The sequence below is a fragment of the Variovorax sp. Varisp46 genome (genome assembly GCF_059491885.1).
This window is the reverse complement of sequence record NZ_CP168515.1, coordinates 4,330,247-4,353,526: the sequence shown is the minus strand read 5'-3', so window position 1 is coordinate 4,353,526 and position 23,280 is coordinate 4,330,247. Positions and strand designations below refer to the sequence as shown.

At 67.2% G+C, this 23,280-nt stretch carries 25 protein-coding genes and 1 tRNA gene; 20 read left to right on the top strand and 6 right to left on the bottom strand.

Features of this window, described 5'->3' with window-relative positions:
- Positions 1 to 16: 16 nt before the first annotated feature.
- Positions 17 to 328, bottom strand: a complete 312-nt coding sequence (locus ACEN9N_RS20645; RefSeq protein ID WP_495654418.1) for a hypothetical protein — start codon at positions 326 to 328, stop codon at positions 17 to 19.
- Positions 329 to 618: 290 nt separating this feature from the next.
- On the opposite strand from ACEN9N_RS20645, the gene ACEN9N_RS20640 reads away from it, so the two are divergent.
- Positions 619 to 2,256: a hypothetical protein gene (locus ACEN9N_RS20640; protein ID WP_495654417.1), complete on the top strand. Its 1,638-nt coding sequence runs from the start codon at positions 619 to 621 to the stop codon at positions 2,254 to 2,256.
- Positions 2,253 to 2,651 carry a hypothetical protein gene (locus ACEN9N_RS20635; protein ID WP_495654416.1) on the top strand — a complete coding sequence of 133 codons (399 nt, stop codon included), beginning with the start codon at positions 2,253 to 2,255 and terminating at the stop codon, positions 2,649 to 2,651. The genes ACEN9N_RS20640 and ACEN9N_RS20635 overlap by 4 nt, the downstream gene beginning before the upstream one ends.
- Here ACEN9N_RS20635 and ACEN9N_RS20630 read toward each other — a convergent pair.
- The gene (locus ACEN9N_RS20630) at positions 2,602 to 4,149 is read right to left on the bottom strand and encodes a cryptochrome/photolyase family protein (RefSeq protein WP_495654415.1); all 1,548 of its coding nucleotides are present in this window, start codon (positions 4,147 to 4,149) and stop codon (positions 2,602 to 2,604) included. The genes ACEN9N_RS20635 and ACEN9N_RS20630 overlap by 50 nt on opposite strands.
- On the opposite strand from ACEN9N_RS20630, the gene ACEN9N_RS20625 reads away from it, so the two are divergent.
- The 6 genes from ACEN9N_RS20625 to ACEN9N_RS20600 all read left to right on the top strand — a co-directional run bounded on the left by ACEN9N_RS20625 (position 4,150) and on the right by ACEN9N_RS20600 (position 9,077).
- Positions 4,150 to 4,749: a YqgE/AlgH family protein gene (locus tag ACEN9N_RS20625; protein ID WP_007838420.1), complete on the top strand. Its 600-nt coding sequence runs from the start codon at positions 4,150 to 4,152 to the stop codon at positions 4,747 to 4,749.
- A 118-nt stretch (positions 4,750 to 4,867) separates the two neighbouring features.
- Positions 4,868 to 5,299 (top strand): Holliday junction resolvase RuvX, encoded by a 432-nt coding sequence (ruvX, locus tag ACEN9N_RS20620; protein ID WP_478179407.1) that lies wholly within the window; start codon positions 4,868 to 4,870, stop codon positions 5,297 to 5,299.
- Positions 5,296 to 5,793: a bifunctional pyr operon transcriptional regulator/uracil phosphoribosyltransferase PyrR gene (pyrR, locus tag ACEN9N_RS20615; protein WP_007830976.1), complete on the top strand. Its 498-nt coding sequence runs from the start codon at positions 5,296 to 5,298 to the stop codon at positions 5,791 to 5,793. Before ruvX ends, pyrR begins: the two co-directional genes overlap by 4 nt.
- Positions 5,793 to 6,755 (top strand): aspartate carbamoyltransferase catalytic subunit, encoded by a 963-nt coding sequence (locus ACEN9N_RS20610; protein ID WP_007830977.1) that lies wholly within the window; start codon positions 5,793 to 5,795, stop codon positions 6,753 to 6,755. Before pyrR ends, ACEN9N_RS20610 begins: the two co-directional genes overlap by 1 nt.
- A gap of 139 nt (positions 6,756 to 6,894) precedes the next feature.
- A complete protein-coding gene (locus ACEN9N_RS20605) occupies positions 6,895 to 8,178 on the top strand; it encodes a dihydroorotase (RefSeq protein WP_007830979.1) in 1,284 nt (427 codons plus the stop codon).
- A gap of 152 nt (positions 8,179 to 8,330) precedes the next feature.
- Entirely contained in the window at positions 8,331 to 9,077 is a 747-nt protein-coding gene (locus ACEN9N_RS20600; RefSeq protein WP_007830981.1) for a lysophospholipid acyltransferase family protein, read from the top strand.
- 303 nt (positions 9,078 to 9,380) lie between these two features.
- Here the strand turns inward: ACEN9N_RS20600 and ACEN9N_RS20595 are convergent, their stop codons facing one another.
- Positions 9,381 to 9,743: a hypothetical protein gene (locus ACEN9N_RS20595; RefSeq protein WP_478179410.1), complete on the bottom strand. Its 363-nt coding sequence runs from the start codon at positions 9,741 to 9,743 to the stop codon at positions 9,381 to 9,383.
- A 285-nt stretch (positions 9,744 to 10,028) separates the two neighbouring features.
- On the opposite strand from ACEN9N_RS20595, the gene ACEN9N_RS20590 reads away from it, so the two are divergent.
- The 7 genes from ACEN9N_RS20590 (at position 10,029) to ACEN9N_RS20560 (ending at position 17,441) form a co-directional block, all read left to right on the top strand.
- Positions 10,029 to 10,385 (top strand): cupin domain-containing protein, encoded by a 357-nt coding sequence (locus ACEN9N_RS20590; protein ID WP_042673053.1) that lies wholly within the window; start codon positions 10,029 to 10,031, stop codon positions 10,383 to 10,385.
- 234 nt (positions 10,386 to 10,619) lie between these two features.
- Positions 10,620 to 12,281: an ABC transporter substrate-binding protein gene (locus ACEN9N_RS20585; RefSeq protein WP_495654414.1), complete on the top strand. Its 1,662-nt coding sequence runs from the start codon at positions 10,620 to 10,622 to the stop codon at positions 12,279 to 12,281.
- Positions 12,282 to 12,306: 25 nt separating this feature from the next.
- The gene (locus tag ACEN9N_RS20580) at positions 12,307 to 13,260 is read left to right on the top strand and encodes an ABC transporter permease (RefSeq protein ID WP_413334451.1); all 954 of its coding nucleotides are present in this window, start codon (positions 12,307 to 12,309) and stop codon (positions 13,258 to 13,260) included.
- A 19-nt stretch (positions 13,261 to 13,279) separates the two neighbouring features.
- On the top strand, positions 13,280 to 14,179 hold the full coding sequence (locus tag ACEN9N_RS20575) for an ABC transporter permease (RefSeq protein WP_007830986.1): 900 nt from the start codon (positions 13,280 to 13,282) through the stop codon (positions 14,177 to 14,179).
- 4 nt (positions 14,180 to 14,183) lie between these two features.
- Complete coding sequence (locus tag ACEN9N_RS20570) at positions 14,184 to 15,224, top strand: ABC transporter ATP-binding protein (RefSeq protein WP_495654413.1); 1,041 nt, start codon at positions 14,184 to 14,186, stop codon at positions 15,222 to 15,224.
- Positions 15,221 to 16,231: an ABC transporter ATP-binding protein gene (locus tag ACEN9N_RS20565; RefSeq protein ID WP_495654412.1), complete on the top strand. Its 1,011-nt coding sequence runs from the start codon at positions 15,221 to 15,223 to the stop codon at positions 16,229 to 16,231. Before ACEN9N_RS20570 ends, ACEN9N_RS20565 begins: the two co-directional genes overlap by 4 nt.
- A 31-nt stretch (positions 16,232 to 16,262) precedes the next feature.
- Complete coding sequence (locus ACEN9N_RS20560; RefSeq protein WP_495654411.1) at positions 16,263 to 17,441, top strand: amidase; 1,179 nt, start codon at positions 16,263 to 16,265, stop codon at positions 17,439 to 17,441.
- A gap of 10 nt (positions 17,442 to 17,451) precedes the next feature.
- Here ACEN9N_RS20560 and ACEN9N_RS20555 read toward each other — a convergent pair whose 3' ends face one another.
- Complete coding sequence (locus tag ACEN9N_RS20555) at positions 17,452 to 17,967, bottom strand: ureidoglycolate lyase (protein ID WP_413314357.1); 516 nt, start codon at positions 17,965 to 17,967, stop codon at positions 17,452 to 17,454.
- 326 nt (positions 17,968 to 18,293) lie between these two features.
- Here ACEN9N_RS20555 and ACEN9N_RS20550 point away from each other — a divergent pair, with 326 nt between their 5' ends.
- Both ACEN9N_RS20550 and ACEN9N_RS20545 read left to right on the top strand, forming a co-directional pair.
- On the top strand, positions 18,294 to 18,449 hold the full coding sequence (locus tag ACEN9N_RS20550; protein WP_413314356.1) for a hypothetical protein: 156 nt from the start codon (positions 18,294 to 18,296) through the stop codon (positions 18,447 to 18,449).
- A gap of 59 nt (positions 18,450 to 18,508) precedes the next feature.
- The gene (locus ACEN9N_RS20545; protein WP_495654410.1) at positions 18,509 to 18,736 is read left to right on the top strand and encodes a hypothetical protein; all 228 of its coding nucleotides are present in this window, start codon (positions 18,509 to 18,511) and stop codon (positions 18,734 to 18,736) included.
- A 155-nt stretch (positions 18,737 to 18,891) separates the two neighbouring features.
- On the opposite strand, the gene ACEN9N_RS20540 is transcribed toward ACEN9N_RS20545, so the two are convergent.
- A tRNA-Arg gene (locus ACEN9N_RS20540) sits at positions 18,892 to 18,966 on the bottom strand.
- Positions 18,967 to 19,195: 229 nt separating this feature from the next.
- Here ACEN9N_RS20540 and ACEN9N_RS20535 point away from each other — a divergent pair.
- From ACEN9N_RS20535 to ACEN9N_RS20525, 3 genes are all read left to right on the top strand, one after another.
- Entirely contained in the window at positions 19,196 to 20,215 is a 1,020-nt protein-coding gene (locus ACEN9N_RS20535) for a Bug family tripartite tricarboxylate transporter substrate binding protein (protein WP_413314354.1), read from the top strand.
- 105 nt (positions 20,216 to 20,320) lie between these two features.
- Complete coding sequence (locus tag ACEN9N_RS20530; protein ID WP_413314353.1) at positions 20,321 to 20,842, top strand: tripartite tricarboxylate transporter TctB family protein; 522 nt, start codon at positions 20,321 to 20,323, stop codon at positions 20,840 to 20,842.
- Positions 20,843 to 20,866: 24 nt separating this feature from the next.
- Entirely contained in the window at positions 20,867 to 22,399 is a 1,533-nt protein-coding gene (locus ACEN9N_RS20525; RefSeq protein WP_495654409.1) for a tripartite tricarboxylate transporter permease, read from the top strand.
- Between the two features lie 162 nt (positions 22,400 to 22,561).
- On the opposite strand, the gene ACEN9N_RS20520 is transcribed toward ACEN9N_RS20525, so the two are convergent.
- Entirely contained in the window at positions 22,562 to 23,170 is a 609-nt protein-coding gene (locus ACEN9N_RS20520) for a Crp/Fnr family transcriptional regulator (RefSeq protein ID WP_007831044.1), read from the bottom strand.
- Positions 23,171 to 23,280 lie beyond the last annotated feature (110 nt).

Below are 23,280 nucleotides of genomic sequence, written 5' to 3'. Positions count from 1 at the left end.
ACAAAGACCGCCCTTGTCATCGGGGATGGAAAGGCGGCTGACGGGCCTGTGGTGCTTGCGCGAGCGCCGAGCGCAAGGCGCGCTGTATCTCGACGCGCGGATGCCAGAGCCGGCCAGCGCGCAGGCGCAGCGAGTGCCCCCGGCCGAAGAGCTCCAGGGCTCGGCCCGAAGCGCGCAGCACGGTGCCCAGCGGCGTGGCCAGGCAGATGGCTTCACAGAAACCGTCGAACGCCGATTCAGCGGTGTCGAACCACTGGCGTGCCATCGCATCGCGTTGTGCGATCCCCTGCCGCAGCGCACTGGTGGCCCGACGCACAGCGCGGTCCACGGTGGCTCCCGGTCACTCAGATGCGCGATCGCATCGAGCGTGCGCTGCAGCGCGAGATTCCGATTCATGCGATTCCCCCTGGCGGAAACGAGCGTTATCTTTTGTTTGCATGATGCGCGCCCCCGCCGTAGGGTGTCAACGCGCAAGGGGTACCTGCTACGGCTTCGCAGGTCGCCGCGCATCGCGCATTTGCACGATGCGGCGTGCAGAACGTCCTCCCACACTGCAGAGAACAAAGGTTCGCTTTTCGGCCGGACCTTGGCACTCGACACAACCTGGAGGAAAAAGCCATGAATATTCGTTGGACCAGAGCGGCCGTCCCGTCGGCCTGTGCGGGTTTTCTGTTGGCGCTGTCCGCCTGCGGCGGTGGCGGTGGCGGCGGCGGAGGAGGGGGTGGCGGTCTGCCGCCGTTCGGCCTAGGCGGCGCCGCACCCGGTGCCAATCCGCCGTCGCCGGTCACCGTGTCAGGCAAGGTGATGGTGCAAGGCCCGGTCAGCGGGGCGCTGGTCTGCGTGGACCGCAACCGCAGCGGAGCATGCGACGACGGCGAGCCTGCCGCGGCCAGGACCGGCGACGACGGCGCCTACAGCATCGGCTACACGCCGGCCGACGAAGCCGAGGCGGCCGAGCTCGCCGCCGCGCCGTTGCTGGCGCAGGTGGACGGCAGCAATCCCTCGCTGCCGGCCTTCTCCAAGGCCTTCACCATGAGCGCGCCCGCCGGACACCGCGCGCAGGTCAATCCGCTGACCTCGCTGCTGCAGGCCGGCGTGGCGGCGGGCCTGCCGCTCGAGCGAGCCGAGGCGCTGGTGCTGCAGCAGCTGGGGCTGCCGGAAGCCGCCCAGCTCTACGACTACCGGGGCGTGGCCGTGACCGATCCGGCCCGCTTCGAAGACAACGCCTTCACCGCCGCGCTGATCACGACCGATGCGCTGCACAGCGGCGTGGCATTGCGCGTGGTCGATCCGGCCACCGCCACGCCGGTGGCCTCGGACCAACTGGCGCGGCTGGATTTCGCGCGCGCCGACCACTACATCGCGCGGACCTATCCGACCGACGGGGTACCTGATCCGGCCACCGGCAAAGTGAAGCTCACCGACCGGCGCGAAGGTTTGACCAACGGCGCGCCGACCACCCACGACACGCTCTACGGCCTCATGCAGCTGGGCGCCAACGGCTGGGTGCGCTGCGACGAGAGCGCGGTGTTCACTACCACCCTCGGCACGCCGGGCCGCAGCGACTATTGCGCGGGCACAACGCGCACCTTCGGCCACACCGCAGTCACCGACATCTCCGGCCGCAAGATGGCCGAGGTGGTGGCCGAGATGCAGGCGGCCGACGGCAACAGCATCTTCGGCGTTGTTCCGTCGATGGCTTTCGCCAACCCTGACGCCACCTTCCCGGCCGGGTCGCAGCTGCGCCACCGCCGCGGGGTGGACCTGACGCAACCCCTTTCGATCAATCTCGCCAACCCCAACGAGAAGTCCAGTTTCACCACGCTGGAGGCGTTGATGGCGGCCTTCCCGGCCGCCGGCGTCAGCCTGCCCGCCGGCACGGGCACCGCCAGCATGGGGGTGCTGGACGAACAGCAGACGCGCATCCTGCGCGTGGCGTTCACCGGAGCCGGCGCGGTGCAGTACTACGCCTGCAACTTCTATTCCGCCACCAGCACCTACGACACCTGCGCGGCCACCGAGACCGGCACGGTGGAGGTCCGCACCGAGGGCGGTGTGCGCGTGCTGGTCTTCAACGGCGGCCGTCCGCCGACCGCCGTGGGCTCGCTGCGCACCTTCGGCGAGTACGGCGGCGCGGTCTACGTGGTGCGCGGAACCAAGTCCGACGCCCCATACAACGTCAACACCGCCCGCCGCCTCAATGGCGTGGCGTGGGAGGCGATGAAGTCCCAGCTGGGCATCGGGAGCGCTGCATGACGCGCAGCTTGTGGCGTGCCGCAGCCTGCGCCGGCGCGCTGGCGACCGCAATGGCGACCGGACCTTCCGCCGCGCTGGCGGGCGAAGGCCTGGAGGGCGAATGGAAGGCGCGCCTCACGGTCAAGAGCGGCCGCCAGTTCGACGGGCAACTGCAACTTCAAGCCGCCGGCGGGACCTGGCGGGTGCAGTTGCAGAACCCTGGCGACCCCTGCATCGGCATTCCGACGCCGGTGCAATGGCAGCGCCTGGACAGCGGTGCCTACGAGTTGCACTTCCAGGGCAGCAAGGCGCTCACCGGGTGCCGCGACAACCTCATCACCTTCCAGCGCGTCGATGCGGGAACACTCAAGGGCCATTCCGACGCCGGCGTGGAGATCGTGCTGACGCGCCGCTGAGCGGCGGCTGGTCCGTGCCGCGCGCCGCCGCGTAGCGCTGCAGCGTCTTCTCGCGCGCCTCGGCGTGGTCCACCACCGGCTTCGGGTACGTCTCGCCGAGCGTGATGCCCGCTGCCTCCAGCTCCACCGGCGAGGCCAGCCACGGCGCATGGATCGCCGCGTTCGACAGCCCCGCGAGCTGCGGCAGGTAGCGGCGGATGAACTTGCCCTCGGGGTCGAAGCGCTCGCTTTGCGTCACCGGGTTGAAGATGCGGAAGTAGGGCTGCGCGTCGCAGCCGCTGGAGCTGGCCCACTGCCAGCCGCCGTTGTTCGAGGCCAGCTCGAAGTCGTTCAGGTGCAGCGCGAAGTAGGCCTCGCCGCGCCGCCAGTCCAGCCCCAGGTCCTTGCACAGGAAGCTGGCCACCACCATGCGCAGGCGGTTGTGCATGTAGCCGCTCTGGTTGATCTGCAGCATGGCGGCGTCCACCAGCGGATAGCCGGTGCGGCCTTCGCACCAGGCGTCGAACAGCTGGTCGGCGTGCTTGCCGTGGTGCCACTGGATCCGGTCGTACTCGGGCCGGAAGCTCTTCGACTCGCCGCCCGCGTGCACGTGCGGAAAGTGCGCCAGGATCTGGAAGTAGAACTCGCGCCAGATCAGCTCGCTCAGCCAGACCGCCGCCCCGGCATTGCCCTGCAGCGAGAGCTGGTGCGCCAGGCTCGCCAGCTGCCGGATCGACACCGTGCCGAAGCGCAGGTGCACGCCCATGTAACTGGGCCCGCGCACCGCCGGGAAGTCGCGCGCCTCGGCGTAGCGGTCGATGCGCTCGAAGAAGTCCTCGAGCAGCAGGCCCGCGCCGCGCGTGCCGGTGGGAATCTCCAGCGCCGAGAGGTTGCTTTTCTCGAAGCCGATCTCCCGCAGCGCGGGCACCGGCTCTCCGTAGGCCTGGGGCGAGGGCGCCAGCGCGTCGGCGTGGCTGCGCACCGGGTACGGCTTCAGGAAGAACGAATCGACCTTCGCCAGCCAGGCCCGCTTGTAGGGCGTGAACACGGTGTAGGGCTGGCCGGTCTGGGTCAGGATCTCGTCGCGGTCGAAGACGGTCGAGTCCTTGTAGGTGTGGAAGGCCACGCCCGCGTTGGCCAGCGCCCCGAACACCCGGGCGTCGCGCTCCAGCGCGTCGGGCTCGTCGTCGCGGTTGGCGAACACCGCCTGCACGCCGAGCTCGCGCGCCAGCGCCGGAATCTCCTGCACCGCCGCGGCATGCCGCACGACCAGCCCGCCGCCCAGTGCGCGCAGCTCGGCTTCGAGCTCCACCAGCGATTCGCGGATGAATTCCACCCGGCGGTCGACCGAGGGCAGGGCGTCGAGGATGGCCTTGTCGAACACGAAGGCGCAGACCACCTGGCGGCAGGCCCGCAGCGCGCGATACAGGGCCGCGTTGTCGTCCACCCGGAGGTCCCGGCGGAACCACATGAGCCCTTTGGGATAGGTCTTGTCGACGGCCAGTAAAATCGGGGGCATATGGCCGCCGATTCTGCCCCGATGAACCTCACGCATCACTTTCTGATAGCGATGCCCGGGATGGAAGACAAAACTTTCAACCGCAGCGTCGTGTACCTCTGCGAACACAGCGAGCGCGGAGCGCTCGGCCTCGTGATCAACAAACCCAGCGACATCAACCTCAAGGTGCTGTTCGAGAAAATCGAGCTCCACCTGGCCCGCCCCGAACTGGGCGAGGCCCCCGTCTTCCAGGGCGGCCCGGTGCAGACCGAGCGCGGCTTCGTGCTGCACGAGCCGGTCTTCACGCAGGCCGAGAAGCCCGAGGAATCGGTCTACGCCTCGACCATGACCATTCCCGGCGGGCTCGAGATGACCACCTCCAAGGATGTGCTGGAGGCCCTGGCCACCGGCGCCGGCCCGCGCAAGGTGCTGGTCTCGCTGGGCTATTCGGCCTGGGGCGAGGGCCAGCTGGAGTCGGAACTGGCCGAAAACAGCTGGCTCACCGTGGGCGCCGACCCGGCCGTGATCTTCGACACGCCCGTGGAGCAGCGCTACGACAAGGCCTTGCTGCTGCTCGGTCTGGAGGCCTGGAAGCTTTCCCCGGACGCGGGTCACGCATGATGAACCTGGCTCGCCCCCAGGCTGCGCGCACTTCGTGTCGCTTCGCCAACCCCCTACCGGGGGCGGGCCGGCCGCTTCGGGCGGCCGTGCGCGGCGGCCCCCTGTGAGCGGACCGGCGATGTCTGACAGCGCTCGGCCCCCAGCACCTGCCGTTGTCCCCGCCAATTTCCAGAGCTTCCTGGGGTTCGACTTCGGCGCCAAGCGCACCGGCGTGGCCAGCGGCAACCGGCTGCTGCGCACCGCCAGCCCGCAGGCCACCATCAAGGCCGAGGGTGCCGATGCCCGCTTCGCGCAGGTCGAGGCGCGCATCAAGGAATGGCAGCCCGACGCGCTGGTGGTCGGCGTGCCCTACCACCCCGATGGCGCCCCGCACGAGAACACCCGCCGCGCGCAGAAGTTCGCGCGCCAGCTGCGCGGGCGTTTCAATCTGCAGGTGTTCGAGGTCGACGAGCGTTACAGCACCACCGAGGCGCTGGCCTCGGGCGCACGCGATGCCGATGCGGCTTCCGCCTGCATCATCCTGGAGCAATTCTTGAGGAGTCTCCCGTGAGTTCAATCCCCGACGCCGAAGCGCTCTACACGAAGCTGCTCGCCGGCGTGAAGCCGCTGATGCGCCCCGAAACGAAGCTGGTGGGCGTCACTTCCGGCGGCGCCTGGCTGGTCGAGCGGCTGCAGAAGGACCTGGGCCTGAGCGGCGCGCCCGGCATCATCTCGTCGGCCATGCACCGCGACGACTTCGCGCGCCGCGGGCTCTCGGCCAGCGCGCAGACCTCGCTGCCCTTCGACGCGAATGGCGCCGACGTGCTGCTGCTCGACGACGTGCTCTACACCGGCCGCACCATCCGCGCCGTGCTCAACGAGCTGTTCGACTTCGGCCGTCCAGCCAGCGTGCGGCTCGCCGTACTGGTCGACCGCGGCGGGCGCGAGCTGCCGGTGGCTGCCGACTTCGCCGCCACCACGCTCACCTTGCCGAACACGCAACTGCTTGCCCTCGCCCGCGCCGAAGATGGCGCCTTCAGCCTCAAGGTGGAGGAAAACCGCTGATGCTCTACAAGCGAAACCCCCAGCTCAACAAGAACGGCGAGCTGATCCACCTGCTGTCGATCGAGGGCCTGCCCAAGGACATCGTCACGCACATCCTCGACACGGCCGCCAACTTCACCAGCGTGAGCGACCGCGAGGTGAAGAAGGTGCCGCTGCTGCGCGGCAAGAGCGTGTTCAACCTCTTCTTCGAGAACAGCACCCGCACCCGCACCACCTTCGAGATCGCGGCCAAGCGCCTCTCCGCGGACGTCATCAACCTCGACATCGCGCGCTCTTCGGCCACCAAGGGCGAGTCGCTGCTCGACACGATCGCCAACCTCAGCGCCATGGCCGCCGACCTGTTCGTGGTGCGCCACAGCGAATCGGGTGCGCCGTACCTGATCGCTCAGCACGTCGCGCCGCACGTACACGTGGTGAATGCCGGCGACGGCCGCCATGCGCACCCGACGCAAGGGCTGCTCGACATGTACACGATCCGCCACTACAAGAAGGACTTTGCGAACCTCACGGTCGCGATCGTCGGCGACGTGCTGCACTCGCGCGTGGCGCGCTCCGACATCCACGCGCTCACCACGCTCGGCTGCGCCGAAGTGCGCGTGGTCGGCCCCAAGACGCTGGTGCCGAGCGACATGGCCGGCATGGGCGTGCGCGTGTGCCACACGCTCGAGGAAGGCATCAAGGACTGCGACGTGGTCATCATGCTGCGCCTGCAGAACGAGCGCATGAGCGGCGCGCTGCTGCCGTCGTCGCAGGAGTTCTTCAAGACCTTCGGCCTCACGCCCGAGAAGCTGCAGCTGGCCAAGCCCGACGCCATCGTGATGCACCCCGGCCCCATCAACCGCGGCGTGGAAATCGACTCCGCCGTGGTCGACGGCAAGCAAAGCGTGATCCTGCCGCAGGTCACCTTCGGCATTGCCGTCCGGATGGCCGTCATGAGCATCGTCGCAGGCAACGAAGCATAAAGATGTTGCTCGCCCCCCGTCTTCGCGCACTTCGTGTCGCTTCGCCAACCCCCTGCCGGGGGCAACACCGGTGGCCCGGCGGAGCCGGTTCCACGGTGTTTCCCGAAAAGGCCCCGACTGCCACCGGAAGAACAGACGCATGAACATTCTTATTTCCAACGGGCGCGTGATCGATCCCGCCTCCGGCGTCGACAAGAAGGCCGACGTCGTCATCAGTGATGGCCGCATTGCCGGCATCGGCAACATCCCCGCGGGCTTCAAGGCCGAGCGCACCCTCGATGCCACGGGCTGCATCGTCGCCCCCGGCCTCGTCGATCTCGCCGCGCGCCTGCGCGAGCCCGGCTACGAACACGAAGGCATGCTCGAAAGCGAAATGGCCGCGGCCATCGCCGGCGGCGTCACCAGCCTCGTGTGTCCGCCCGACACCGACCCGGTGCTCGACGAGCCCGGCCTTGTCGAGATGCTCAAGTTCCGCGCCGAGAAGCTGCAGCGCGCACGCCTGTTCCCGCTCGGTGCGCTCACGCGCGGCCTGGCCGGCGGCGTGCTGACCGAGATGGCCGAACTCACCGAAGCCGGCTGCATCGGCTTCAGCCAGGCCGACGTGCCGCTGGCCGACACGCAGGTGCTGCAGCGCGCGCTGTCTTACGCCAGCACCTTCGGCTACACCGTGTGGCTGCGTCCGCAGGACCGCGATCTCGGCAAGGGCGTCGCGGCCAGCGGCCCGCTCGCCACGCGGCTCGGCCTCGCGGGCGTGCCCGTGTCGGCCGAGACGATCGCCATCTTCACCATCGTCGAGCTCATGAAGGCCACCGGCGCGCGCGTGCACCTGTGCCGCATCTCCAGCGCGCGCGGCGTGGCACTGGTGCGCGAGGCCAAGGCGCAGGGCCTGCCGCTGACCTGCGACGTCAGCATCAACTCGCTGCACCTGGCCGACACCGACATCGGCTACTTCGACAGCCGCGCCCGCCTGAACCCGCCGCTGCGCCAGCAGGGCGACCGCGACGCGCTCTCGGCCGCGCTGGCCGACGGCACCATCGACGCGCTGGTGTCCGACCACACGCCAGTCGAGGCCGACGCCAAGACGCTGCCCTTCGCCGAGAGCGAACCGGGCGCGACGGGCCTCGAACTGCTGCTGCCGCTCGCGCTGCAGTGGGGCGAGCGCAGCGGCGCAGGCATGGCGCGCGCCATCGAGGTCATCACCTCGGCGCCGGCGCACCTGCTGGCGTCCGCCGACGCGGGCACCGGCATCGGCCGCCTCGTCGAAGGCGGCGTGGCCGACCTGTGCGTGTTCGACCCGGCGCTCGAATGGCAGGTGCAGCCCGATGCGCTCAAGAGCCAGGGCAAGCACACGCCGTTCGCCAGCTACCCCATGCAGGGCCGCGTGCGCCACACACTGGTGGCAGGCCGCGTCGTCCACGGCTAGAAATGAAGCTCGCCCCCAGTCTTCGCGCACTTCGTGTCGCTACGCCAACCCCCTTGCAGGGGGCAACACCAGCGGCCCGGCAGAGCCGGTTCCGCGGTGTTCCGCGACCATGCATTGGCATTGAAGCAAGTAGCTGAGAGGGCGCACGTCTGATGTTTCATTCGCTGAAAGCCTGCTGGCGCCTCCTGCATGCGATTGCGCATGCGCTGGCCGGCTGGTGGACGATCCGTTTCACCTTCCCCGGCCTCTCGCAGCCCGAGCGCAATGCACGCGTGCAGGCATGGTCGAAGCGCATGCTCGAGATCATGGGCATCACGCTCAAGGTGCAGGGCACGCCGCCGCCCGAAGGTCCGGTCCTGCTGATCTGCAACCACCTCTCCTGGCTCGACATCACCTGCATCCACGCGGCACGCCATGTGCGCTTCGTGTCGAAGTCGGACGTCAAGAACTGGCCGCTGATCGGCACGCTGTCGAATGGCTCCGGCACGCTCTACATCGAGCGCGAACGCCGCCGCGACGCGCTGCGCGTGGTGCACCACATGACCGAGGCGCTGTGCAACGGCGACCTGATCGGCGTGTTCCCCGAAGGCACGACCAGCGACGGCCGCGGCCTGCTGCCGTTCCATGCCAACCTGCTGCAGGCGGCCATTTCCTCGGGCGCACCCGTGCTGCCCGCCGCGCTGCGTTTTGCCGATGCCGCCACCGGCGAAACCAGCCAGGCCCCGCGCTACATCGACGACGACAGCCTCGCCGCGTCGCTGTGGAACACGCTGCGTGCGCCGCCGCTGCTGGCCATCGTGCGCTTCGGCGAACCGCAGCATCCGCACGGCCGCGAGCGCCGTGCCTGGGCCCAGTCGCTGCATGAAGACGTGCAGCAGCTGCGCCGCGAGACGCACTGACGAGAGAGACAAAAAAAGCGCCCCGCAAGGGAGGCGCTTAACGGCGCACGGATGCGCCGTGAGGAGGAATCGATCCGTTTCTTCTTCGACTTCGCTTTTCTTCTTGTTTCGTCAAAGAATCCCGAAGATCTTCAGGCCGATGATCACGATCAGGGGTACGCCGCACAGCCAGAGGATGATGCTTTTCACGATCTCCTTGAAACAGGCAGGCCTGCAGATTGGCCGCGGCGCAGCCTCACCGGTGCGGGAGAAAGCAAACCATGCGCGTGGGCGGGTGCCTACACGAGGAGCAACCCGGTCGGATCAGTAGCGTTCCTCGTAATAGCGGCGGTGCTGTTCGCGCTCCCATTGCCGGCGACGCCATTCACGGCGCTCGGCGCGGCGTTCTTCCCAGCGCGAGTCGGGCTCGTAGTAGGCCGGAGGCGGAACCGAGTACGCGGGCTGCTGGTAGCGCACCGGCGGAGGGGGCTGGTAGTAGGTGGGCGGCGGCGTATAGACGGGCGCCGGCTCGTAGTAGACCGGCGGCGGCTCGCTGACGACCACGCCCGGCACGCCGATGCCGATGGACCAGCTCGTTTCTGCATTGGCCGATGCGGCCATGCCCAAGGTGCCTGCGGCGACGACGCCGACAGCGGCGAGCTTGAGAACAGTTCTGCGAAAAGTCATTGGGGACTCCTGGAGGGCGGAAAAAATAAGCCCTCATGGGTGTCCAACGCGCCGGCCCCCGCAACCGCGCACTTCGCTGCTGTGAAGAACGTTCCCAGATGTGACGAGCCCGGTCGCGATCGATGCGGCGGCCGTCAGCCCGTAGCCGCTGCGTGCAGGCAGATCGCGCTGCGGCGGGCCGCCAATCGCGCATTTGCCACCGATTCCGGCATCGACTTCGGCACCCACGCGGAAGCGCACGACCCTAGCATGAAAGATCCCGTGTTCAACTTCACCAGACCTTTCATGTCAAACAATCTGCTCGTCAACTTCAACCTCGACCAGCTCGGCGAACCGCGCGAATACCGGCCGCCGGCCGAACGTGTCATCGAAGGCGACATCGTGTGCCGCAACTGGGACGTCGACAGCGCCAAGGACGGCAAGGTGCGCGCTGGCGTGTGGGAGTCGACACCCGGTGTGAACCATTCCATCAAGGGTGAGACCTGGGAGTTCTGCCTGATCCTGTCCGGCCTGGTCGAGATCACCGAGGCAGGTCAGAGCCCGGTGACTTACGGAGCCGGCGACTGCTTCATCATGAAGCCTGGCTACGTCGGCACCTGGCGCACCATCGAAACGGTGCGCAAGGTGTGGGTCATGGCTTGAGGGGGAGAGAGCCGAGCGTGTGGATCGCGCCGTGGCCGGTGCATGACATGACATCGGCGCGCCGGCATTCGACTAGATCGTGCAGCGCGGCGCACTCACCACCGGCCTGACCTGGCACCTCGCGCGCCTGCGCTGGTCGTGGACATGGATCCAGGGACTGATCGCTTGTTGGCACATGTCGTGCTTGAGCGTTTCCTTTCGTCCTTTTCGCCATTCCACCCAACGGAGTTCCATGTGAAGCGTGCTGCCCCCGCCCTGTTCCTGAAGCCCCTGGCCGCCTGCGCGGCAATTGCGACCCTGGCCCTGGCCGCCTCCCATGCGATGGCACAGGAAAAGACGCTGCGCATCGCCATGACGGCAGCCGACATTCCGCGCACGCTGGGCCAGCCCGACCAGGGCTTCGAGGGCAACCGCTTCACCGGCATTCCGATCTACGATTCGCTCACGCAGTGGGATCTGTCGAAGGCCGACGCACCGAGCGTGCTGGTTCCCGGCCTCGCCACCTCGTGGGCAGTGGACGCCAAGGACAAGACCAAGTGGGTCTTCAAGCTGCGCCCCGGCGTCAAGTTCCATGACGGTTCGGCCTTCACCGCCGACGCCGTGGTGTGGAACGTGCAGAAGGTTCTCGACAAGGACGCCCCGCAGTTCGACCCCAGCCAGGTCGGCGTGACGGCTTCGCGCATGCCCACGCTCAAGTCGGCGCGCAAGATCGACGACACGACGGTCGAGCTCACCACCAGCGAGCCCGACGCCTTCCTGCCGATCAACCTCACGAACCTGTTCATGGCCTCGCCCGCGCAATGGCAGAAGAAGTTCGATGCCGCCGCAGGTTCCACGCCTGCAGACAAGGCCAAGGCCGCCTGGACCGCCTTCGCCGCCGACCCCGCCGGCTCGGGTCCGTTCAAGGTCACGCGCTTCGTGGCGCGCGAGCGGCTGGAGCTGGCCGCCAACAAGGGCTACTGGGACGCCAGGCGCGTGCCGAAGATCGACAAGGTCGTGATGCTGCCGATGCCCGAAGCCAATGCGCGCACCGCCGCGCTGCTGGGCGGTCAGGTCGACTGGATCGAGGCGCCCGCGCCCGACGCCATGGCGCAGATCACGCAACGCGGCTTCAAGATCTATTCGAACGCGCAGCCGCACGTATGGCCATGGCAACTCTCGTTCGCCGAAGGCTCGCCCTGGCTTGACAAGCGCGTGCGCCAGGCGGCCAACCTGTGCATCGACCGCGGCGGCATGAAGCAGCTGCTGGGCGGCATGATGGCCGAGCCCAAAGGCACGGTGCCGCCGGGCCACCCGTGGTTCGGCAAGCCCAGCTTCGACATCCGCTACGACGTGAAGGCCGCGCAGGCCCTCATGACGCAGGCCGGCTACTCCGCGGCCAAACCGATCAAGGTGAAGGTGCAGATATCGGCCTCGGGCTCGGGCCAGATGCAGCCGCTGCCGATGAACGAGTTCGCGCAGCAGTCGCTCAAGCAGTGCTACTTCGACGTGCAGTTCGACGTGATCGAATGGAACACGCTCTTCACCAACTGGCGCAAGGGCGCGAAGGACCCCTCGGCCAATGGCGCCAATGCGGTCAACATCAGCTTCGCAGCGATGGACCCGTTCTTCGCGATGGTGCGCTTCGTGAGCACCAAGGCCTTCCCACCGGTGTCGAACAACTGGGGCTACTACGGCAGCCCCGAGGTCGACAAGCTGGTGGCCGACGCGCGCACCAGCTTCGACGACAAGGTGCGCGACGCCGCGCTCGCAAAGCTGCACACACACATCGTGGACGACGCGCCGTTCGTGTGGATCGCCCACGACGTGGGGCCGCGCGCACTCTCGTCCAAGATCAAGAACGTGGTGCAACCGAAAAGCTGGTTCATCGACATCGCCACCATGATGATGGACTGACCCCTCCCGCAGCCAGCCACGAGCCATGTTCGCCTACCTCCTGCGCCGCGTGATCTACGCCGTGCCGATCATGATCGGCGTGGCCCTCGTGTGCTTCCTGCTCGTGCACATCGCGCCCGGCGATCCGCTGGTGTCGATCCTGCCGCCCGATGCGTCCGCCGAACTGCAGGCGCAACTGCGCGAGCTGTACGGCTTCAACCGTTCGCTGCCCGAGCAGTTCGCGATGTGGCTGTGGCGCGCGGTGCACGGCGACCTGGGCGTGTCCATCGCGAGCAATCGCGCGGTGGCCGGCGAGGTGTTCACCGCCGTGGGCAACACGCTGCGGCTGGCGGTGGTGGCCACCTTCATCGGGTTCGTGCTGGGTTGCCTCTTCGGCTTCGTGGCGGGCTACTTTCGCGGCTCGTGGGTCGACCGGCTGGCCTCGGTGTTCTCGGTATTGGGCGTGAGCGTGCCGCACTACTGGCTGGGCATGGTGATGGTGATCGTGTTCTCGTCGCAGCTCATGTGGCTGCCGGCCACCGGCGCGGGCCCCAGCGGCTCGGACGACTGGGCGTGGGACTGGGCGCACCTGCAGTTCCTGCTGCTGCCGGCGCTCACGATGTCGGTGATTCCCATGGGCATCATCGCGCGCACGGTGCGCGCGCTGGTGGCCGACATCCTCGACCAGGAGTTCATCGTGGGCCTGCGCGCCAAGGGGCTCACTCACCTCGGCGTGTTCCGCCACATGGTGAAGAACGCGGCGCCCACGGCGCTGGCCGTGATGGGCCTGCAGCTGGGCTATCTGCTCGGCGGCTCGATCCTCATCGAGACCGTGTTCTCGTGGCCGGGCACCGGCTTCCTGCTCAACTCGGCCATCTTCCAGCGCGACCTCCCGCTGCTGCAGGGAACGATCCTCGTGCTGGCGCTGTTCTTCGTGCTGCTGAACCTGCTGGTCGACGTGCTGCAAACCTTGCTCGATCCGCGCATCGCGCGTGCCTGAAGAAGAAAGCCGCCAAGCAATGTCCACCGTGCTTCCTATCTCTTCCGCCGTTGCCGTCGAACCCTTGCCGGCCCAGCGCTCTCGCGGCTACTGGGTTTCGGTGTGGCTGCGTCTGCGGCGTGACCCGGTCGCCGTCGGCGCGGCCATCGTCGTGTTGCTGCTGATCGCGCTCGCTGTCTTCGGCCCATGGTTCGCGCCGGCCGACCCGTACCAGTCGTCGATGCTCAAGCGCCTCAAGCCCATAGGCACCGAGGGCCTTCCGCTGGGCAGCGACGAGCTGGGCCGCGACATGCTCTCGCGCCTTATCGTCGGCGCGCGGCTGTCGCTGTTCATCGGCATCACGCCGGTGCTGTGCGCCTTCGTGCTGGGCACGATCATCGGCATCGTCGCCGGTTATGCGGGCGGGCTGACCAACACGCTGATCATGCGCACCATCGACGTGTTCTACGCCTTTCCCTCGGTGCTGCTGGCCATCGCTCTGTCGGGCACGCTGGGTGCGGGGGTGGTCAATTCGTTGATCTCGCTGACCATCGTGTTCATTCCGCAGATCGCGCGCGTGGCCGAGAGCGTCACCACGCAGGTGCGCACTCGCGACTACGTGGAAGCGGCGCGCGCTTCGGGCGCCAGCCCCTTCATCATCGTGCGGGTGCATGTGCTGGGCAATGTGCTCGGGCCGATCTTCGTCTACGCCACCAGCCTGATCGCGGTGTCGATGATCCTGGCCTCGGGCCTGTCGTTCCTGGGTTTGGGCGTGAAACCGCCGGAACCCGAATGGGGCCTGATGCTCAACACGCTGCGCACTGCGATCTACGTGCAGCCATGGGTCGCTGCGTTGCCGGGCGCGATGATCTTCATCACTTCGATCTCTTTCAACATCCTGTCCGACGGACTTCGCTCGGCGATGGACAACAAGGGGTGAAGCCATGGACGCACTGAAGGATATCGGCGGCCCCGCCCAACCGCTCCTCACCATCAAGGGCCTGGTCAAGCACTTCCCGCTCAAGAAAGACCCGCTCGGCCGCGGCGGTGGCGTCGTGCGGGCGGTCGACGGCGTGGACTTCGAGGTGCTCAAGGGCGAAACGCTCGGCGTGGTCGGCGAGTCGGGCTGCGGCAAGTCGACCACCGCCCGACTGCTGATGCAGCTGATCGAGCCGACGCGCGGCGAAGTCGTGTTCGACGGCCGCGAAGTCGGCAGCCGGGACCTGCCGCTGAAAGAATTCCGCCGCCAGGTGCAGATGGTGTTTCAGGACAGCTACGCCTCCCTCAACCCGCGCCTCACCATCGAAGATTCGATCGCCTTCGGGCCGCAGGTGCACGGAGTGTCGCGGCGCGAATCGGTTGGACGTGCGCGCGACCTGCTCGCCCGCGTGGGCCTGTCGCCGCAACGCTTTGCCGAGCGCTACCCGCATGAACTCTCGGGTGGCCAGCGGCAGCGCGTGAATATCGCGCGGGCCCTCGCATTGCAGCCGCGCATGGTGATTCTCGACGAGGCCGTCTCCGCGCTCGACAAATCGGTGGAGGCGCAGGTCATCAACCTGCTGCTCGACCTGAAGGCCGAGTTCGGGCTGACCTACGTGTTCATCAGCCACGACCTCAACGTGGTGCGCTACGTGAGCGACCGCGTGATGGTGATGTACCTCGGCCAGGTGGCCGAGATCGGCCCGGCCGATGCGCTGTACGACGCACCCGCTCACCCCTACACGCGTGCGCTGCTTTCGTCCATGCCGTCGATGGACCCGGACCACCGCACCGAAGAAGCAGCGCTCGCGGGCGATCCGCCGAACCCCATCAACCCGCCCTCGGGCTGCCGCTTTCATCCGCGCTGTGCGCTGGCCGCGCCGGTGTGCGCCAAGGTCGTTCCCGAGCGCATCGTCACCAGTTCGCAGCACGCGGTGAGCTGCCTGATCCACGAGGCGGGCAGCGGGCATCCGATGGCCATCGAAACCCCGAGGAAAGCAGCATGAGCGACAACGATAAACCGATGGTCCGCCTGCGCGACCTCAGCGTCACCTTCAGTGGCGGTCGCAAGCCGGTGCACGCCGTCAGCGGCGTGAGCCTTGAAGTGCAGCGCGGCGAGGTCGTCGCGCTGATCGGTGAATCCGGCTCAGGCAAGAGCGTGACCATGCGCACCCTGCTGCGACTGCACCCCGAGCGCCGCACCCGCATGGGCGGCACGGTGCAGGTGGCCGGGCGCGACGTGCTCGCGATGTCGCAGCGCGAGCTGGCCGACTTCCGCGGCAAGGTCGCATCGATGATTTTCCAGGAGCCGCTGCTGGCGCTCGATCCGGTGTATTCGGTGGGCGCACAGATCGTCGAGTCGATCCGACGGCACGAATCGGTCACGCAGGCCGAGGCGCAACAACGCGCGCTGGCGCTGTTCGAGCGTGTGCGCATTCCGAGCCCCGAACGGCGCCTGCAGGCCTATCCGCACGAGATGTCGGGCGGCATGCGCCAGCGCGCCATGATCGCGCTGGCACTCGCCTGCAAGCCCCAGCTGCTGCTGGCCGACGAGCCCACCACCGCGCTCGACGCCACGGTGCAGATCCAGATCCTGCTGCTGCTGCGCGAGCTGCAACGCGACCTGGGGCTGTCGGTGATCTTCGTCACGCACGACATCGGTGCCGCCGTCGAGGTGGCCGATCGCATCGCCGTGATGTATGCGGGCCGCATCGTCGAGGAAGGCACTGCGCGCGAGCTGATCCGCTCGCCGCGCCATCCGTACACGATTGCACTGCTCAAGAGCCGCGCGCATGGTGCGCTGGCACGCGGCACGCGGCTGGAAACCATCGGCGGCGCGCCGCCCGACCTGTCCGCGTTGCCGCCCGGCTGCGCCTTTGCCGAACGCTGCGCGCTCGCGAGCGATGCCTGCCGCGCGGCGCAGCCGTCGGTGCTCGAGCTTGCACCCAGTCATCGCGTGCGCTGCATTCATACCGATGCGGCGGTGGCCATCGCGCCGGTGCTCGTCGCCTGACTGACCACCCCCACACGCCCCATCCATCGCCATGCCCCTGCACGACCCCGCCCACGCCTTCGTTCCGTACCCCGATGCGCCAGTGCCGCGCGCTGCGACCGGTCCACTCGTCGACCTGAGCTTTGCAGCAAAAGACCTGTTCGATGTGGCCGGCTACCCCACGGGCGGCGGCAACCCCATCGTGCTGGCGATGTCGGGCATCAAGACCCGCACCGCGCCCACGGTGCAGAAACTGCTCGATGCCGGCGCACGCTTCGCCGGCAAGACAGTGACCGACGAACTCGCGTTCTCGATGAACGGCAACAACGCGCACTTCGGCGCACCGGTCAATGGCGGCGCGCCGCTGCGCATCACGGGCGGCTCGTCGTCGGGCTCGGCCTCGGCGGTGTCGTCGAATCTGTGCGACTTCGCGCTCGGTACCGACACCGGCGGCTCGGTGCGTGCGCCGGCCAACCACTGCGGCCTGTACGGCCTGCGTCCGACGCACGGCCGCGTGAGCCTCGAAGGGGCGCTCGACCTGGCGCCGAGCTTCGACACCTGTGGCTGGTTTGCGCGCGACGTCGGCACATTTGCGCGCGTGGCCGATGTGCTGCTGGGTGCCGACGCGGCCACCTTGCCCGAGCGCGTGCGGCTGCTGCGGCCCGATGACGTCTGGGCGCTGGCCGTGCCCGCCGCGGCCGATGCGCTCCAGGGCGCGGCCGGCCGCGTGCAGGATCTGCTCGGCCCCGCGCAAGGCACCACGGTGGCGCTGGAATCCTTCGACGCGATGTACTGGCACTTTCGCTACCTGCAGTCGCGCGAGGCCTGGCTCACCGACGGACCGTTGATCGAGCGCTACGCGCCGCCGCTCGGCCCGGGCGTGGCCGAGCGCTTTGCGTGGTCGCGCGAAGTGACCGACGCGCAGGTGACGACCGCGCGCATTTTCCGCACGGCCTTTCGCGCGCGCCTGACCCACCTGCTCGGCACCGACGGCGTGCTGCTCCTGCCGACCATGCCAGACATCGCGCCGCTGCGCAGCGACAGCGAGGCTTCGATGGAGGACTACCGCAACCGCGCGATCCGCATGCTGTGCATTGCGGGCCTGGCGGGCTTTCCGCAGCTGTCGATTCCGCTGGCCACGCGCGAGGGTGCGCCGCTGGGCATTTCGCTGCTCGGGCCGGCCGGGTCGGACCGGTCGCTGGTTGCGCTGGCACAGCGCATCGTGGGCTGAAGCCGGGGCTTCAGAGCCGCACGCTGCCGCTCTGCCGAAGAAGGCAGATGTCGCAATCGACGCCGCCCCCCGCGCGTTCGATCACCACGAAGTCGCCCGCATCCACCGCCAGCAGCGCGTGATGCCAGGTGCCGGGCGCAAGCACCACGCCCTGGCGCCCGTCGGTGACGAAGGCCGCGAGTTGCTTCGCTGACGTGGGCGCCTCGCCCGCGCGGGCGACCACGATCACGAAGCGCCTGTCGCCCAGCGGCACGAAGGTCTGGCTGCCGAGCGCATGGCGCTCCATCTCCGATACCTCGTGCGGAAAGCGCCGCGCCTGCGCGCGGAACAGCGCCAGCATCGGCCGGCCGCCTTCGGCGTCGAGCCGCAGGTCGTCGAGCAGGTCGAAGCGCCGCGCATTGCCGCCGTTGATGGGCCGGCCTTCGACGGCGGGCGCCTCGATCACGATGCCATACGGCGTGAAGGCTTGGGAAGTCAACGGCTTCGCCACGAGTGCCACGGCGCCTGTTGGGAGGTCATTGTTCATGTCTCGATTGCAGCAGAAATGTGGCCCACGCGGGTCATGTGCCGGGTGTGACCGGCACGCTGCCGATTGAGCCGAACATGGCATTTGGCGAGGCGACCGGTATCCTCAAAAAGCGACTCCGGCTGATAGGGACTTTCCTACGATGCCCGGCGGCAGGCGCTTTGTCATGAGCGGTCGCAGGAGCGGCGGGGCGTTTGTCTTGGTGGAGAAGGGGCGAACCGCTCATGTGCGCATGCGGTGCAACTTCTACAGTGACTTGACGGCCAAACGCTCTGTGCTCAGACGGTAGAAAGCGGTGCCGGTTCGTCGACACACTGGAGAAGCGCATGAAATCGCAAAGTCTGCCACCAGGAGCTTTCTTCATGAACCTGCTGTGTGAAGAGGCAGGCATATCGTCAACGGAGTTCGCCATCGCTGGCGCGCTCTTGGTGTTTATCTATTTGCTGCTGCTATTGGCTGTGCGGCTCAGCAGCTGGGCGTAAAGCCGTCTTGCTTGCGCTCACGGACTGCAACGCTTCGATCCACTCATGCTTCAGAGACCATGCCCGCTGTCTTGATGGATTCCGATCTGCCTGAAGGCTGGAGCTGCTCGGTAGAGCTCGAGATTTCTCTTGATGGCGCCTACACCGCGCGGGCCGAACTGCGGCACGAAATCACGCGGTGCTGCGTGCTGTTGGTTACCCAGCAGCCGACCCGTGAAGCCGCGCTCGAATGCATGAAGTCGCGTGCCTCTCGCTTCATAGAGGAATGGAATGCAAGATCGCCATAGCATGGTGTTACGCGACGCGGCATCCGAAGGCGGGCACGTACTGCTGAAGCGTGGGAACGGGGGGCCTTCGAAAAGGCAGTTGGAGGCAACGGAGTGGCTGTTTGTCCCACGTCTGTCCCATCAAACAAAAAAGCCGTTGAAAATCAACGGCTTGCTGGTGCCTTCGACAGGAATCGAACCTGTATCTGAGTCTTAGGAGGACCCCGTTCTATCCATTGAACTACGAAGACGGATGGAGGCGCAGGAAGCTGGAAGCCCGCTGCGCGCCGCGATTTTATAGGGTTCCCGATGACGGGATGCGCTGGCCCTGCCAGCGCGGGCTTACCCCGATACGAAATCTCAGAAAAGTTGACCGCGATCAAGCCGGCGTGAATCGGTGGCGCGCACCATCGTGCCCGTTGCATCTCTGCTCAGATCCAAGAACAAAAAAGAGCGAAACACTACACAGGAGACAGCCTGATGAAGAAGTTCGCTTCGCACGTTCTGGGTCGCACGACAGCCGCTGCCGCGGCGGTCCTGGCGCTGGCAACCGCCGCGCCTGCCCTCGCATGGGAACCCACCAAGCCGGTGGAGTTCGTGATTCCCGCCGGCACCGGCGGCGGCGCCGATCAGATGGGGCGGCTGCTGCAGGGCATCGTCATCAAGTACAAGCTGATGAAGGAGCCGCTGATCGTCGTCAACAAGTCGGGCGGCGCGGGCGCCGAGGGCTTCCTGGCGGTGAAGGAAGCCAAGGGCGATCCGCACAAGATCGTCATCTCGCTGTCGAACCTGTTCACCACGCCGATGGCCACCGGCGTGCCCTTCAACTGGAAGGACATGACGCCGGTCGCGATGCTGGCGCTCGACCAGTTCGTGCTCTGGACCAACGCGGCCGAGCCCTACAAGAACGCCGGCGAGTACGTCACGGCGGTGAAGGCCGCGGGGCCGAGCAAGTTCAAGATGGCCGGTACCGGCTCGAAGCAGGAAGACCAGATCATCACGGTCGCTCTCGAGAAGGCCACCGGCACCAAGTTCATCTACGTGCCGTTCAAGGGCGGCGGCGAGGTGGCGGTGCAGCTGGTGGGCGGCCATGTGAACTCGACGGTGAACAACCCGATCGAGGCGGTGGCGCAATGGCGCGCGGGCAAGCTGCGCGCGCTGTGCGTGTTCGACGACGAGCGCATGCCCTTCAAGGCCAAGGTCACCGACACGCAGTCGTGGAACGACATCCCCACCTGCAAGGAGGCGGGCGTGCCCACCAGGTACACGATGCTGCGCGGCATCTTCATGCCGCCCGGCGTCACGCCCGACCAGCTCGCCTTCTACAAGGACCTGCTGACCAAGGTGGCCGCCACGCCCGACTGGAAGGAGTACATGGAGAAGGGCGCCTTCAACCCGACCTTCATGACCGGCGACGCCTTCGCGAAGTGGCTCACCGAGGCCGAGGCCACGCACCGCACGCTGATGTCCGAGGCGGGCTTCCTCGCGAGCGCCAAGTAGGCCGCACCGGCTGCGAGCGCTGCCGACCGAGGCCGGCTGACCGGCGGACCGCGGGCGTGCCGCATCCGTCGCTTTCTTCTCTCACACAATCACGATGGGGGCTCCATGGAGCACGACGAAACATCCGAGGGCGCGGCGCGTCCGGGCATCTCCACGCACCTGGTCGAAGCGGCGGTCGCATTGCTGCTGCTGGCGATCGGCCTGGTGGTGGTCTTCGAGGCGCGCAAGCTCGGCGCGGGCTGGACCAGCGACGGTCCCGGCGCGGGCTACTTTCCGTTCTTCATCGGCGTGATCATCACGATCTCCGGCGCCGGCATCCTCTACCAGTCGCTGCTCGGCAGGAACCGCAGCACCGTGGTCTTCGTCGACCCGGTGCAGCTCAAGCGCGTGCTGTCGGTGCTGGTGCCGGCCACGGTCTACGTGCTGGCGATCTCCGTTCTCGGCATCTACGTGGCGTCGGCGATGTATATCGCGCTGTTCATGGTGGTGCTCGGCAAGTACGCATGGACCAAGAGCGTGCTTGCCGCGCTGGCCGTCAACACGCTGTTCTTCTGCATGTTCGAGGTCTGGTTCAAGGTGCCGCTCTTCAAGGGTGCGCTCGATCCGCTTCGGTTCCTCGGCTACTGAACCCGTTCAAGGAGCACAAGCGAAATGGAAGAAATCGGCGCCCTGATGCAGGGCTTCTCGGTGATCCTCACGCCGATGAACATCGGCCTGATGTTCGTCGGCATCATCCTCGGCGTGTTGATCGGCGTGCTGCCCGGGCTCGGCGGCGCCAACGGCGTGGCGATCCTGCTGCCGCTCACCTTCACGATGTCGCCGACCTCGGCGATCATCATGCTGTCGTGCATCTACTGGGGTGCGCTGTTCGGCGGTGCCATCACCTCGATCCTGTTCAACATACCGGGCGAGCCGTGGTCGGTGGCCACCACCTTCGACGGCTATCCGATGGCGCGGAGCGGGCAGGCCGGCGCCGCGCTGACGACGGCCTTCACCTCGTCGTTCGTGGGCGCCTTTCTCGCGGTGGTGATGATCACCTTCCTCGCGCCGCTGGTCGCGAAGTTCGCGCTCAAGTTCGGCTCGCCGGAGTTCTTCGCGGTGTACCTGCTGACCTTCTGCAGCTTCGTCGGCATGGGCAAGGGCTCGCCCTTCAAGATCCTCGCGTCGATGGCGCTGGGCTTCGCGCTCGCCAGCGTGGGCATGGACACCGTCACCGGCCAGCTGCGCCTGACCTTCGGCCAGCCCGAGCTGATGCGCGGCTTCGACTTTTTGATCGCGGTGATCGGCCTGTTCGGCATCGGCGAGATCCTGCTGTCGATGGAAGAGGGCCTGAAGTTCTCGGGCAAGAGCGCCAAGATCGATCCGAAGGTCGTGTGGCAGACGTGGAAGCAGTTGCCCAAATACTGGGTGACCTCCATCCGCAGCTCGCTCATCGGCATCTGGATGGGCATCACGCCTGGCGGCGCGACGCCGGCCTCGTTCATGAGCTACGGCCTCGCGAAGAAGATGTCGAAGAAGGGCGCCAGGTTCGGCACCGGCGAGATGGAAGGCGTGGTCGCGCCCGAGACCGCTGCACACGCGGCCGGCACCAGCGCGCTGCTGCCGATGCTGGCACTCGGCATTCCCGGTTCGCCGACCGCAGCGGTGCTGCTGGGCGGCCTGCTGATCTGGGGCCTGCAGCCGGGGCCGCTGCTGTTCGTGGAGCAGAAGGACTTCGTCTGGGGCCTGATCGCCAGCATGTACCTCGGCAACATCGTCGGCCTGATCGTGGTGCTGAGCACCGTGCCGCTGTTCGCGTCGATCCTGCGCATTCCGTTCTCGATCATCGCGCCGGTGATCATCGTGATCTGCGCCATCGGCGCCTACACCGTGCACAACGCGATGCTCGACATCTGGTTCATGCTCGGCTTCGGCGTGGTGGGCTACCTCTTCAAGAAGCTCGACTTTCCGCTGGCGCCGCTGGTGCTTGCACTGGTGCTCGGCGACAAGGCCGAGGACTCGTTCCGCCAGGCCATGCTGGTCTCGCAGGGCGACGTGATGGTGATGTTCTCGAACCCGCTGGTCGGCGGCATCACGACGCTGGCGCTGGTGCTGCTGTTCTGGCCGCTGATCTCGAAGGCGCTGGCCGTGATCAGGAAGCCGAAGAAGCCCGACGAGTTTGCGGTCGAGCGGCCGGTGGACTGACCAGCAACTTGCCTGTGATCGCGCTGACCCGGGTTGTTCGGGGCGCGCTCACACCGATGGGGTACCTTGCGCAGCGAAATAAAGGAGGAGGCCGCAGGCCGGGGGACATTCGCGCAGGGGAGTGCCCGGTGTCATTCGCACACACCCGGACAACCAAGAGAGCTAAATCTTCCCGCGCTTGCGAAGCCGACTAAGGGTTTCCGCCGAGAGATTCAGATAAGAAGCCAGCTCCTTGCTCGGAATCCGGTCTTCCAGTTCAGGGTGCTTGCGCATGAACCGGTGCACACGCCCGGCGGCGTCCAGAAGATGCAGCGTGATCGTGTGCGCCATGATCTCGCTCATGCCGCGCATCACGAGGAACTCGAACAGTTCCTTCGTTTCCGCATGCCGGTTCAGGAACGCGATCCATTCCTTCAGCGGCAGGCTCGCGACCCGCGCCTTCGTCACGCACACGATGCCGTAGGGCGTGGGCGTGCCCAGCCGCAGCGCGGCGTAGCTCGTCTCCATGTCGTTCTCGTCGGCGAAGCGCAGGATCATTTCCTTGCCCTCCGGGTTGCTCACCACCCGCTTGAGGATGCCGTCGAGGATGAAGTACTGCTCCATCTCGCGCACCCCCTGGTGCAGCAGGAACTCGCCCTTGTTGCCGTCCACGATGACCAGGTGGGCTTCCAGTTCGGCGCGGTCGGCTTCGCTCAGGTCCTTGAGCAGGATGTTCTGCCGGAGCTGGGCGCGAATGATGTTCTTCTCCGGATGGTTTTCCAACAACGTCATGGTCACCGTCTTGCTCGATTTCGCTGCCGGCGCCGGTCATCGGGGCCGTCGCCGTTTTCGGGAAAGTTGACCGAGGTCAACGGCCGAAAGCTTGGGCCCGAATCATAGTC

What these genes read in the sequence shown, in the direction of transcription:
- ACEN9N_RS20580 (WP_413334451.1), top strand. Translation starts at nt 12,307, where the DNA reads ATGTTCGCCTACCTCCTGCGCCGCGTGATCTACGCCGTGCCGATCATG.
- ACEN9N_RS20565 (WP_495654412.1), top strand. Translation starts at nt 15,221, where the DNA reads ATGAGCGACAACGATAAACCGATGGTCCGCCTGCGCGACCTCAGCGTC.
- ACEN9N_RS20560 (WP_495654411.1), top strand. Translation starts at nt 16,263, where the DNA reads ATGCCCCTGCACGACCCCGCCCACGCCTTCGTTCCGTACCCCGATGCG.
- ACEN9N_RS20600 (WP_007830981.1), top strand. Translation starts at nt 8,331, where the DNA reads ATGTTTCATTCGCTGAAAGCCTGCTGGCGCCTCCTGCATGCGATTGCG.
- ACEN9N_RS20610 (WP_007830977.1), top strand. Translation starts at nt 5,793, where the DNA reads ATGCTCTACAAGCGAAACCCCCAGCTCAACAAGAACGGCGAGCTGATC.
- ACEN9N_RS20530 (WP_413314353.1), top strand. Translation starts at nt 20,321, where the DNA reads ATGGAGCACGACGAAACATCCGAGGGCGCGGCGCGTCCGGGCATCTCC.
- ACEN9N_RS20520 (WP_007831044.1), bottom strand. Translation starts at nt 23,170, where the DNA reads ATGACGTTGTTGGAAAACCATCCGGAGAAGAACATCATTCGCGCCCAG.
- ACEN9N_RS20590 (WP_042673053.1), top strand. Translation starts at nt 10,029, where the DNA reads ATGTCAAACAATCTGCTCGTCAACTTCAACCTCGACCAGCTCGGCGAA.
- ACEN9N_RS20575 (WP_007830986.1), top strand. Translation starts at nt 13,280, where the DNA reads ATGTCCACCGTGCTTCCTATCTCTTCCGCCGTTGCCGTCGAACCCTTG.
- ACEN9N_RS20635 (WP_495654416.1), top strand. Translation starts at nt 2,253, where the DNA reads ATGACGCGCAGCTTGTGGCGTGCCGCAGCCTGCGCCGGCGCGCTGGCG.
- ACEN9N_RS20625 (WP_007838420.1), top strand. Translation starts at nt 4,150, where the DNA reads ATGGCCGCCGATTCTGCCCCGATGAACCTCACGCATCACTTTCTGATA.
- ruvX (WP_478179407.1), top strand. Translation starts at nt 4,868, where the DNA reads ATGTCTGACAGCGCTCGGCCCCCAGCACCTGCCGTTGTCCCCGCCAAT.
- ACEN9N_RS20555 (WP_413314357.1), bottom strand. Translation starts at nt 17,967, where the DNA reads ATGAACAATGACCTCCCAACAGGCGCCGTGGCACTCGTGGCGAAGCCG.
- ACEN9N_RS20595 (WP_478179410.1), bottom strand. Translation starts at nt 9,743, where the DNA reads ATGACTTTTCGCAGAACTGTTCTCAAGCTCGCCGCTGTCGGCGTCGTC.
- ACEN9N_RS20550 (WP_413314356.1), top strand. Translation starts at nt 18,294, where the DNA reads ATGAAATCGCAAAGTCTGCCACCAGGAGCTTTCTTCATGAACCTGCTG.
- ACEN9N_RS20640 (WP_495654417.1), top strand. Translation starts at nt 619, where the DNA reads ATGAATATTCGTTGGACCAGAGCGGCCGTCCCGTCGGCCTGTGCGGGT.
- ACEN9N_RS20535 (WP_413314354.1), top strand. Translation starts at nt 19,196, where the DNA reads ATGAAGAAGTTCGCTTCGCACGTTCTGGGTCGCACGACAGCCGCTGCC.
- ACEN9N_RS20570 (WP_495654413.1), top strand. Translation starts at nt 14,184, where the DNA reads ATGGACGCACTGAAGGATATCGGCGGCCCCGCCCAACCGCTCCTCACC.
- ACEN9N_RS20545 (WP_495654410.1), top strand. Translation starts at nt 18,509, where the DNA reads ATGCCCGCTGTCTTGATGGATTCCGATCTGCCTGAAGGCTGGAGCTGC.
- ACEN9N_RS20525 (WP_495654409.1), top strand. Translation starts at nt 20,867, where the DNA reads ATGGAAGAAATCGGCGCCCTGATGCAGGGCTTCTCGGTGATCCTCACG.
- ACEN9N_RS20605 (WP_007830979.1), top strand. Translation starts at nt 6,895, where the DNA reads ATGAACATTCTTATTTCCAACGGGCGCGTGATCGATCCCGCCTCCGGC.
- ACEN9N_RS20630 (WP_495654415.1), bottom strand. Translation starts at nt 4,149, where the DNA reads ATGCCCCCGATTTTACTGGCCGTCGACAAGACCTATCCCAAAGGGCTC.